Source organism: Candidatus Glassbacteria bacterium (genome assembly GCA_019456185.1).
In the GTDB taxonomy this organism is placed as follows: Bacteria; Gemmatimonadota; Glassbacteria; order GWA2-58-10; family GWA2-58-10; genus JAJRTS01.
In genome coordinates, this window is record VRUH01000022.1 from 48,079 (window position 1) to 59,007 (window position 10,929).

The window sequence follows — 10,929 nt, forward strand, 5'->3', positions numbered from 1 at the left end:
GCTACCAGAGTTTCTCAGTCGTAAATCTCGAACATCACCGCTTCATCGTCCCAGAATACGTTGACATTATCCCGCGCCTCGACCAGCAGACGGTATGTGCCGGGCAGGAGTTCCGAGCTGTCGATCAGGAAGGATTCGGCCACCGGACCCTCGCCTGGAGGAGCCTCGCGGTCGAACAGGAAGCGAATCTCTGTGGCCTGCTTTTCGCCGCCGAAAGTCAGCATGCCGATCAGCGAGCCTGTTATCCGGCCCAGGATCCCGTTGCCGCCCTCGTAGCGGATCACATCGACATATTCCCGGAAACTGCGTTTGCGCTCCGGTCCGGTGGCGAGATTGTAGAATTCGAGATAGACCCTGATCCGTTCGCCTTGGCGGAAGCGGAAGGAGGGCCGCGGGATGAAGCGGATTCCCTGGCGTTCGTGGGCCGGGCTGGCCTCATCGGGCGGGTCCAGGCCCAGGACAATTGCGCTGAGTTGGAGGAACGTGGCATCGAACGGGGGCATATCCAACGTACCGCGGCCGTTCCAGGTCTCCTGGCCGGCGGCGAACTTGATTGCGTAGTTGGCCTTGCCGGTGGGGTAGTGCAGGTTGTGGACAGCCACCCAGCGGTTGTCCCGCTCGCCGGGAATACGGAAATACCCGCTCTGTCTGCGTTCGCGCTCCACCCAGAGGGTGTCGTAGGAGGCGGCCTCGGCCCCGGTGGGCACGGTGTTTTGTGGCAGGACTTCATCCTGGTAGATTTCTATCTCCATGCCATCCATGCCCGGCGCGGCGAACTGGGCGATATAGTATTCCATGCTCTCGTTGATATCCGGGTGGTTGAAGCGTTGTTTGGTCATCGTTTTCTGCATGTCGCCAAACCGGCCGACTCCCGTAAGCATGGCGGGAATCGAGTCCTGGATGTTCCAGAAACTGGCTACACCGGGTGTTTTTGAAACAGGCGGCCTGTAGATAAAATCACCCACAAGCGGCAGTTTTTCGAAAAAGAAAGGTACCCCGTCGTACCAAAAAACTTGCATCGAGTTCGTCATTTTCCAAAATATTTTACTTTCACTGTAGTTCATCTTAAAATTTTGATAAGGTACCTTACCATGCCAGTTTTCGGGTGGCCCCATGCGCACGAAAAGCAATCCGCGTTGATCCAGGCCAGCCGGGTGGCCTGGACCGAATGTGGTTTTCTCGGAATGGTATTCCCCAATGGTTCCCTGGAAGCCCAGCAGCCTGTTGGCATCCTCGCTGGTATTGAACAGGTTATGGGGCTGATTGAGGCGGAAATTGCGCTGGGCGAACGCCAGCCGGTAGTAATGCTCGGCCAGCCGGAGGTTGACCGGGTTGATCTTGATCGGATCGATATTGGCCTAGAAGAAGTGCAGGAATTTTTGCCGGGCGCCGTCCGCGACAGCCTGCTCGAACCTATCCTGGTCTTCCGGGGTGAATATGGTGGCCGCCTCGGTGATCAGCCTGTCGAATTGGCCGGTCTGGCCGGCCAGGTCCACCGCCTGCCAGTAGAGGCTCTGGAAAGCCAGGGTGTCGCCTGATTCCAGCCGGCAGCGGGACTTTAGCAAGAGCTGGTCCGGGTGGCTGAATTCCGGGTTGAGGTTCTCCAGCGCGGCCAGTTCGTCCAAAGCCGCCTGCGCGCTCTCCACCAGGTAACGGTCCCAGGCCAGGTCCAGGCGCCATGAGGCGCTGTCGGGGTGGGTGTCCAGGTAGGCGGCCAGCAGCTTATCAACTTTGCGGATTTCCTTGTCGGTACGGTCCATCACCACGTCCCGCCAGAGCCGGTAGGCATCGCGGTAGGTGAAATCTGTTTCCAGCAACCGGAACAGGGCGCGCTTGGCCACCCGGACGTCATCGGTGGTCGGCTCGAAATCGAGCATGATCATCGTCTTGGCGTAGAGAGCTTCCTTGCTTCCGGAGTCGACCGCCAGCGCTCGACGAATATAACCCATAGCTACGGAACGACGTTTACCAGGCACATGGCTGCACCAGGCAAGTCCGATATAGGCCGAGATTCTCAAGTCCCCGGATTCTGAACCCAATGCAAGTTTAAAATCCTCGGCGGCAAGGTCTTTCCGGTCAAGCTCCAGGCGCAGCCAGCCGCGTTCGAGCAGGGCGGCGTGGTCCTCGTTGTTGGCCCGCAGCTTGTTATCGAGGGCGGCCAGCGCTCCGGTTGTATCGCCGGCGGCAAGCAGGGCGCCTGTCTGTTCAGCGCAGGAGAGGGGGTGACTAGGGGTGGCCGGGGTAAAGTTGGCGCACAGTAAAAAAATTAATCCACTTAAAACCTGAATGCGTCCGCTCCTCAGCCGAGATCGCATGTTCCGTTCCTTGCCGATATGGACAAATCAGCCGTAAAGACACGAATTGATTGCACGGACTTGAACGGTAAAACGCTGTCTTGGGGGGCGATTAAGTATATAAAAAGATTGAATCGAAAGCAAGCAGGTATGGGATTCCAATAAATTTGACTGGAGTGTCGGGGCTACGGCGAGAACTGCTGGATCTCTTCCTGGACCTCCTTGGCGGACATGTAGTCTTCGTCGATCAGCGAGAATATTTTACGGAAGTAGAGGTCCATCAGCTTGATCTTGTTCGGGTCCTGGGTGGTGCTGATGTTGTACAAGTTCACCACCTCGCGCAGCAGGTAGCTGCCGCTGGTGATCGCTTTCAGGTCGGCGAACACGCGATCCGAGGGCCGTCCTGTTTCGGAAAGGAACATCAACTCGCTGGAAAGCTCGGTGAGCAGGCGCTTGAACTCGTCGCGCGAAAGCTGCTTGTAGTTTTTGCAGGGTGATTCGTAGCTTTTGTGATCGGGGAGTTCTATTTCCCGTTCTTTCTGGTTCATGAAATCGGCCACGTAGAGTCTGCTGTGTGCGTCCAGTACCAGGTGGGCCACCTCCAGCATCTCCGCGCGTTCCAGGTCGATTATATCGAAATCCAGCCCGTCTTCCGGCTGGTAGGCGACGCAGGCTTCGATGAAATCGCGGGCCGGCAGTGGAATCATCGTGGAGTAGAACTCGGGATGAGGCAGTTTGTGCCCGGTACGGCCTGTATCATCTTCTTCTCTACTGTCTTTCGCTGCAGCCTCGTCATCGTCCTCCGCTTTTTCACCCTTCAGCTCACGGCTGAACATCTGGCGGAAGCTTTCGATAATCTGCTGGCCGACCTCGTCCTCCTCGTCCTCGACCACCTCATCGATAATCCGCGAAATCCGCTTCGGGAAACTGTGCTTGATCTTTTCGATTTCCTCGAAATAGCGTCTGTAGAAGCGGGTAATCAACCGGGAGTGCTCGCGCGGTAGGTGCATCACCTGGACAATCAGCTCCAGCAGATCGAGTTCGCTGACGGCGCAGAACACGGCCAGCGCGTTCATCCCTCCGGCTTCCCCGCCGAAATCTCCGGGCTGTTTGAGGTCCATGAATATCACGGCCCGGCCCTGGATATGTTCCTGGTTACCCCGCAGGAAATGCACCTGGCTCGCCTTTTCTGAAATGATATGCCGGTTAAACGATCAAGATAATTAAAAGATACAGACAGGCTATCCGTCAAACAAGCAAAACTCGACTGACCCTTGACGGCGGATTGGCAAACTCCATCGAGCGGCTTTATATTTAGCCCGTAACTTGCGAACCAATGGAGCAAGTAATGGCAAGAAGAGGAAATAGTAAAAAACGTGGGAAAGCCGAGCCAGCCTCGTGGCAAATAGATGCCGCCGGGGTGTTGAAGGTTGTGTTCTACCTGGTTCTGCTGGCCGGTTCAACCCTGTGGTTCCCTGAAAATTTCTTCGACGGGTTCGAGACGCCCAAGCTGTTCGCGGTGGAACTGATCAGTTGCCTGGCACTGGCCGGCTGGGCCGGCTGGTTGCTGGTCGGGCGGCGAGACGCTGTGGACGCCTCCCTGCCGCGGCCCGCCCTGCCGCTGGTGGCTCTGTTTGTGCTGGGCGTTGTTTCGATTACCTGGAGCCTCAATCCCTGGCTGGCCGCCGAGCGAATGCTGCATTATTCCGTGCTGGCCGGGGCCATGTTTTATGCGTGGTATCTGTACCGTGGCAAAAAGATTCGCAATCTGTTGTTGTTCGTGGCGGCAGTGGGTTCGGTGCTGGCCGGCTGGGGCCTGCTGCTGGATGCAGTGGAGCCGCTCAGGGAGCTTGTTTATCCGCATTTCAAGGAGGTCTGGGGCGGCGGGAAGGTTATCGACAACTACCGCCCGCTGACATCCAACCAGGGCAACCCCAATTTCCTGTTTCACCTGCTGGTGCTGACTGTCCCGTTGACTCTGGGTGCGCTGATCGAGTCGCTGACACGCAGGCGGGCCGGTCTGCCGGCGGCGATTCTGCTGGGTGGCGGACTGCTGCTGCAACTGGCCTGCTTTACCTATGCGGCGAACCGGTCCGGCCTGGTGGCGACAGCAGGTGCAACCGCTCTGTTCTTCTTGCTGCTGGTCCTGTTCCGTCGGCGGACAATAGTTATTACGGCTAAGCAGTACTGGAAACACGCGCTGCTCGCACTCGTCCTGCTGATACTTGCCGGTGGGGTGTATGTCCGTTTCACGGATACGGGTTCCCGCTGGGGCGGTAAAGCGGCAACCGTTCTCTCCGGCGGCTGGCAGAACTGGCAGCGGAGGTTCGCCAGCCTGCGGAGCACGGAGAATATCGATGTTTATTCGCGCGTTGTATTTCTTGAAACCGATGCGGCGATGGTGGCTGATGATCCATTGCTTGGTAAGGGTGTTGGCCAGTTCGTGACAGAGTTTCCGCGGTATAAAACAGCCAGACATTGGGAGAAATTCAGCCTGCGGCCTCCCGATATAACCATGTGGTCGCTGATTCCCGAGCAGGCTCACAATGAGTATCTTCAGGTCCTGGTGGAGTTAGGAGGGCTGGGTTTTGTGCTGTTTGCCGCCTTCTGGATCATGCTGGGATGGAGTACTCTCAAGTCTCTGCGCGACCCGAGTGAAAACCGGACATTCTACCTGATACTTGGCGCGGCAGCCGGTCTGGCGGGAGTACTGGCCAACAGCATGCTTACTTTCCCGTTGCAGACTGTTACCAGTGGCCTGATGGTCTGGACCACGGCCGGACTCCTGATGGCGTCCTGCTGTGGAGGAGATGGTGCCTGCGGAGTGGTAGAGATCAAGATTGCCACTCGAAAAGCGATTGTTAAAACAATACTTATCGTGCTGCTGCTGTTAGCTGTTTTAGGCTCCTGGGGCGCTGTCCGGATTTTGAGGGCGGAAAACAAGTTCTCCATGGCGCTCAGGCAGCACGCCCTCGATCTCGGATTCAGTCTGCGCACCAACGGCGAGGCAGCGGAGATGTTACCATACCGCTTCGAGATGCAGTTCGTCCAGGGTTGGCTGGGATTCCTGGCCCACGACACGACCACTGCCCGGATTTATTTTGAGCGAAGTATCGATGCCGCGCCGTATTTTCCGCCCCCCTACCGCCATCTGGCTGAGTACTGTTTCCGGCAGGGGGACTATAAGTGCGCCGAGCAGTACATGGTTCGCTACGGAGAACTTTATCCACCCGGTATCGATGGAAACTACCATACGATGATCGGGTTGATCAGCCTGAGCGATTCCACCCGCGACAGGTTCGGCGAGGCATCTTATCACCTCCAGGCCGCGGGCAGCCTTCAGGTCGGCTTGATCCTGGCCGAGAAGTTTCTGTGGGAGCGCCGCCAGCCTGATTCAACCCTGGCTGTCCTCCAGCCGCACCGTGAGCGGATCAGCAGGCGGCATGGCGAATATGCCCGTACCTACTTTCTTTCCGCCGCGGCAGAGTTGGCCAGGGGTGACAGTGCGGCCGCTCTGGCCAGGCTCGATACTTTGCTGAACGTCAGAGTTCAACCGGAGGGCCGCTACGCTGATGACGCCCGCCAGCTGCGCCAGAGGCTCCAAAATCAGTGACCGGTGGACAGCCCTGCTGCTGGTCTGGATCCTGGTCCCTTCGGCATCTTTCGCCGGCCGGTTCGCCGATTCGGTCGCGGGCGCTGTCTCGGACGGGTTCTCGCATCTCTCCATATCCGCTTCCGAGGTTATCCCGGTAATTTCCAGCCAGCGCAATGCCGCCTCGCCGGGCGCGGAACTTGCCCGGCTGGACCTTGAATCTTTTGCCCGCGAAATTTCCACTGTCTGCGAATACTGCGCAACCGCTGAGGGCATACGGGAGTTTTTGCGGCTGCCCCAACTTGAGGATTCGGCTCGGATATCACCCGGACCGTTGGAGTCCAGCCTGGCTGCCGCAGCCGATTCTCTGGACCGGTATCTCCCACGCGCCGGCCGGGCGCTGGCCTTTTTAGCGGCCGCGAGTCAGGAATTGCGCTCGGCGTTTGTCCTGCTCAGCCCGGCGGAGAAATCCCGACTGCGCGGGCTGGTTAGCGGGTTCGAGTTCTGGCGCGACGAGTGGCCTGATTACCCTGTGGAGCGGATGGTCGAGCTGGCGGAACGGGTCGACCTGCGGCGGCTGGAAACCGCTGCCGCGCTGCTGGCATCCGCGGCCGGCGAGCTGACCGAAGGTAATGGATCGGGACCCGACTGGCCCGCGAAGCCTGTTGTATTCGAGACACTCTGGGGTGAGATCATTGTCGGGACAACGGGCCGGGATTCCTACCGCGGCCGGCCGATGCTGATTGTCGATCCGGGCGGCGATGACAGCTACGAGATTTCTTCCGGGCAGTGGCCGTCCGTGCGGATGATCGTGGATCTGGGCGGCGACGACCACTACTCGGCCCCCGGCGGCCAGGCCCTCGGCGGCGCGGTCATGGGCCTGTGCTGGCTCGAGGACCTGGGCGGCGACGATTCCTATCAAGCAGGGCCGTTCTCGCTCGGCTGCGGAGCGCTTGGCGTGGGCGTGCTGGTGGACCGGCAGGGAGATGACAGTTACGCTGGCGCGTATCTCTGTCAGGGTGCATCGTTCTTCGGAACCGGTGCGCTGGTGGACCGCAGCGGCGACGATGAATACCGCGCGGATTTCGGCGCCCAGGGAGCCGGTTTTGCAGCCGGCAGCGGCCTGCTGGCCGATCTGGAGGGTGACGATACCTATTCGGCCGGAGGACGCTACCGGGACTACCGGGCGGACGGAGCGACCAAGAGTTTCGCCCAGGGCTGCGCAGCCGGGCTCAGACCGCTGGCTTCGGGCGGGCGCGCCATGCTCTATGACCGGGCAGGCGAGGACAGGTTCGAAATCAGTTACCTGGGTCAGGGAGCAGGCTATTGGGGCGGGTTCGGTCTGCTGATCAGCGGCGGCGGGGAAGACGTCTATCTGGCGGAGCGCTACGCCCAGGGCTGCGGACTGCACATGGCCGCGGGGGCGCTGGCGGACCTGGGCGGCGATGATTCTTACGCACTGGAAGGCGTGGGTCAGGGAGCAGGCGAGGACCGCGCCTGGGGGTTCTTGCTGGAAGCCGCCGGGAACGACAGCTACAGCAGCGTGCGGTTCTCCCGCGGCGCGGGAGGGACCGGCGGGGCCGGGCTGCTGCTGGAACTCTCTGGTGACGACACTTATCCCGCCGCCGGGCAGGTAACCGGCGGAGCGGGCAGCAGGACCTGGGAACTGCCGGGACTGGGGTTCCTGTTGGAGATGGGCGGAGACGACACCTGCGGAGACGTCCGCGCTGACGGTCAATCCAAGGAAAACGGCACCTGGGGGGTCAGGCTTGATCTGCCGCTGGACAATTAGCTTCCTCTACTTCTTCGGGCTGCTTTGCTGCACCACAGCGCGGGCGGAAATCCTGCCGCTGGTGGAGCGGGCCGCGCGTCCGGAGGTGATGTTCGGCGCACCGGCCGCTTTCGACAGCCTGCTGAGGCGGATTTCAGCCGGGGGTGCAGGTTCGGCGAGTGAATTGCTGGAGTTGGCCGATACACCCTGGGCCTGGCGGTTCGAGGTGGTGCGACAGGGCCTGGAGCGAATCGGCGAGCCTGCCCGGATGGCTGTCCTGCATAGGCTGGATGAAAAGGGCCGCACGGAGAGCGAAACCGCCCGTCTGCTGGTGTTATTCGAAAAGCTGGGGCAGGTTGGCGACGAATCCTGTCTGGCCGCGTATCTGCGGGGAGAGTCCCGCGCGGTGACTGTTCCCGCCCTGCGTTGCCTGGCTGCGTTCGGAGAGCCGGAAAAATCGCTCGAACTGGTTCAGCCGCTGCTGGGCGACGAAGACCCGCATGTCCGGCTGGCCGCTGTCTGGACGGTTGGTGAGCTGATCCGGCGGCAACCGCCGGCAGGAAAAAAGGCCGAACGGTTGATAGAATCCGTCCGGCCCCTGCTGGATGATCCGGTATTGCAAATCAGGCTGACCGCCGCCGGATGCCTGCAAGTGCACGGTTCGACACCTGCCCCGTCGCTCCTGCGGCGGCAATGATTATTTGCTCAACTCCTCTTTCAACAGCTCGTTGACCACCTGCGGGTTGGCCTTGCCGCGGGTGGCTTTCATCACCCGGCCCACGAAAAAGCCGAATACTTTATCCTTTCCCGATTTGTACTGCTCTACCTGTAGCTGGTTGTCTGCAATTACTTTATCCACGATACTCCGCAATTCGCCCTCGTCCGAGATTTGCACCAGCCCCCCGGCTTCCACTATTTCATCGGCTGATTTACCGCTGGACACCATCTCCTCGAACACCTGCTTGGCGATCTTGCCGCTGATCGTGCCTTTTTCAACCAGCGCGAACATCCCGGCCAAAGCTTGCGGGGCCACGCCCACCTCGTCGATCCCGATATTGCGCTCGGCCATCACGGCCATCACCTCGGCCATGATCCAGTTGCCGACCTTCTTCGGCTCCGTGCCCGGCGACAGCTCGACAGTCCGCTCGAAATAATCGGCCACCTCTTTCTGGGCGGTCAGTACCTCGGCGTCGTAAGCAGGCAGGCCATACTGCTCGCCGAATCGTTTTTCGCGTTGGCCGGGTAACTCGGGCAGGCTGTCGCGGAGCTGGTCGATCCACTCCTGCTCGATCACCAGCGGCAGCAGATCGGGGTCGGGGAAGTAGCGGTAGTCGGTGGCTTCCTCCTTGGAGCGCATCGAACGCACGTTCTGACGGTCGGCGTCCCAGAGCAGGGTTTCCTGCACGATCCGGCCGCCGGACTCCAGCACGCTTATCTGCCGCTCGACCTCGTAGCCAATCGCCTTTTCCACGCCGCGGAAACTGTTGAGGTTTTTCACCTCCGTGCGCGTGCCGAGTTCCTTCCGGCCCAGCGGACGCACGCTGATATTGGCGTCGCAGCGCAGGCTGCCCTCCTCCATGTTCCCGTCGCAGACCCCCAGGTAGAGCAGTACCTGGCGCAGGCGGTGAAGGTAGCCGTAGGCTTCCCCGGGAGTGCGGATATCCGGTTCGCTGACGATCTCGATCAACGGGGTGCCGCAGCGGTTGAGATCGACCGCGGTGCCCGAGGTGCTGATTGTGTGGTTGCTCTTGCCCGCGTCCTCCTCCATGTGGATCCGGGTCAGCCGGATTTCCCGCTCGCTGCCGTCCTCCAGCCGGGCGGTTACCGAGCCGCCGCTGCTGAACGGTTTCTCGTACTGGCTGATCTGGTAGCCCTTGGGCAGGTCGGGGTAGAAATAATTCTTGCGGGCGAATATCGAGTTCCCGTGGATCGTGCAGCCGAATGCCAGCGCCGTGCGGACAGCCATCTCCACGGCCTCGCGGTTGAGCACGGGCAGGGCGCCGGGCAGGCCCAGGCACACCGGACAGGTATGGCTGTTGGGCTCATCGCCGAAATGGGTGCTGCAGCGGCAGAATGTCTTGGTTCTGGTCTTGAGCTGGGCGTGGACCTCCAGGCCCACCACCGCTTCCCATTGACGGTCGCTCATTGGCAACCCCTTTCCAGGCTGGCCGCCACCCTGAGCACGGTCTCCTCGTCGAAATGACGGCCGATCACCTGCGCGCCCACCGGCAGCCCGTCCACCGTGCCCGCGGGAACGCTGACCGCAGGCACTCCGGCCAGGTTGATCGTCACCGTGAAAATGTCCTGGAGGTACATGCTCACCGGATCGTCCACCAGCTCGCCGATCCTGAACGCGGGGGTGGGCGTGGTGGGAGTCAGCAGGACGTCCACCTTTTTGAACGCCTCGGTAAAATCACGCGTGATCAGGGTGCGCACTCTCTGTCCCTTGAGGTAGTAGGCGTCGTAGTATCCCGAGCTGAGCACGTAGGTGCCGAGCATGATCCGCCGCTTGACCTCGGGGCCGAACCCCTCGGAGCGGCTGTTGCGGTACATCTCCAGCAGCTCGCCTGTTTTCTCGCTGCGGTGCCCGTAGCGGACCCCGTCGAAGCGGGCCAGGTTGGCGCTGGCCTCGGCGGTGGCGACAATATAATAAGCGGCGATAGCGTGTTCGGTGTGCGGCAGGCTGAGATCGACAATCTCCGCTCCGCCGGCTTTGAGCTGTTCCACCCCGGCCATCACTTTTTCCCGCACGCTCTCCTGGAGACCGTCGGGGAAATACTCTCCGGGCAGACCGACCTTGAGATTTTTTACACCTTTACCCAAAGATGCGCTGAAATCGGGCACCGGTTCATCGGCGCTGGTGGAGTCGCGGTCGTCGTGGCCGGCGATCACCTGTAGCAGCATGGCGGCGTCCTCGACCGTGCGGGCCAGCGGTCCGATCTGGTCCAGGCTGCTGCCGTAGGCTACCAGCCCGTAGCGGGATACCCGGCCGTAGGTGGGCTTGAGACCCACCACTCCGCAGAAGGCGGCGGGCTGACGGATCGAGCCGCCGGTGTCGCTGCCCAGGGCGAAGGGAGTGAGGTTCAGCGCCACCGCGGTAGCGCTGCCGCCCGAGCTGCCGCCGGGAACGCGGTCGGGCTCCACCGGGCCCTTGACCGGTCCGAAGGCGCTGTTTTCGTTGGAGGAACCCATCGCGAACTCATCCATGTTGGCCTTGCCCAGTACGATCATCCCGGCCTGGCGAAGGCGCTCGACCACGTGGGCGTCGTAGG

General features: G+C 60.9%; 8 protein-coding genes. 3 read left to right on the top strand and 5 right to left on the bottom strand.

The features are described 5' to 3' along the window. Nucleotides 1-14: 14 nt before the first annotated feature. From FVQ81_09935 to FVQ81_09945, 3 genes are all read right to left on the bottom strand, one after another. Complete coding sequence (locus tag FVQ81_09935) at nt 15-1,019, bottom strand: hypothetical protein (protein MBW7996864.1); 1,005 nt, start codon at nt 1,017-1,019, stop codon at nt 15-17. A gap of 339 nt (nt 1,020-1,358) precedes the next feature. Next, entirely contained in the window at nt 1,359-2,315 is a 957-nt protein-coding gene (locus tag FVQ81_09940; GenBank protein ID MBW7996865.1) for a hypothetical protein, read from the bottom strand. 164 nt (nt 2,316-2,479) lie between these two features. Next, nucleotides 2,480-3,469, bottom strand: a complete 990-nt coding sequence (locus tag FVQ81_09945; protein ID MBW7996866.1) for a hypothetical protein — start codon at nt 3,467-3,469, stop codon at nt 2,480-2,482. A gap of 161 nt (nt 3,470-3,630) precedes the next feature. Here FVQ81_09945 and FVQ81_09950 point away from each other — a divergent pair, with 161 nt between their 5' ends. From FVQ81_09950 to FVQ81_09960, 3 genes are read left to right on the top strand one after another with little or no spacing between them, the layout of a single operon-like run. Then, nucleotides 3,631-5,907, top strand: coding sequence for a hypothetical protein (locus FVQ81_09950; protein ID MBW7996867.1), 2,277 nt, complete (start codon nt 3,631-3,633; stop codon nt 5,905-5,907). Continuing rightward, entirely contained in the window at nt 5,867-7,678 is a 1,812-nt protein-coding gene (locus tag FVQ81_09955; GenBank protein ID MBW7996868.1) for a hypothetical protein, read from the top strand. The genes FVQ81_09950 and FVQ81_09955 overlap by 41 nt, the downstream gene beginning before the upstream one ends. Further along, nucleotides 7,656-8,354: a HEAT repeat domain-containing protein gene (locus FVQ81_09960; GenBank protein ID MBW7996869.1), complete on the top strand. Its 699-nt coding sequence runs from the start codon at nt 7,656-7,658 to the stop codon at nt 8,352-8,354. Before FVQ81_09955 ends, FVQ81_09960 begins: the two co-directional genes overlap by 23 nt. On the opposite strand, the gene gatB is transcribed toward FVQ81_09960, so the two are convergent. Together gatB and gatA are read right to left on the bottom strand one after the other, a co-directional pair. Next, complete coding sequence (gene gatB, locus FVQ81_09965) at nt 8,355-9,803, bottom strand: Asp-tRNA(Asn)/Glu-tRNA(Gln) amidotransferase subunit GatB (protein ID MBW7996870.1); 1,449 nt, start codon at nt 9,801-9,803, stop codon at nt 8,355-8,357. Next, nucleotides 9,800-10,929, bottom strand: a 1,130-nt coding sequence (gene gatA, locus FVQ81_09970) for an Asp-tRNA(Asn)/Glu-tRNA(Gln) amidotransferase subunit GatA (GenBank protein ID MBW7996871.1), incomplete at its 5' end; no start/stop codon positions are given. The genes gatA and gatB, both read right to left, overlap by 4 nt.

What these genes read in the sequence shown, in the direction of transcription:
- FVQ81_09935 (MBW7996864.1), bottom strand. Translation starts at nt 1,019, where the DNA reads ATGCAAGTTTTTTGGTACGACGGGGTACCTTTCTTTTTCGAAAAACTG.
- FVQ81_09940 (MBW7996865.1), bottom strand. Translation starts at nt 2,315, where the DNA reads ATGCGATCTCGGCTGAGGAGCGGACGCATTCAGGTTTTAAGTGGATTA.
- gatB (MBW7996870.1), bottom strand. Translation starts at nt 9,803, where the DNA reads ATGAGCGACCGTCAATGGGAAGCGGTGGTGGGCCTGGAGGTCCACGCC.
- FVQ81_09955 (MBW7996868.1), top strand. Translation starts at nt 5,867, where the DNA reads ATGACGCCCGCCAGCTGCGCCAGAGGCTCCAAAATCAGTGACCGGTGG.
- FVQ81_09950 (MBW7996867.1), top strand. Translation starts at nt 3,631, where the DNA reads ATGGAGCAAGTAATGGCAAGAAGAGGAAATAGTAAAAAACGTGGGAAA.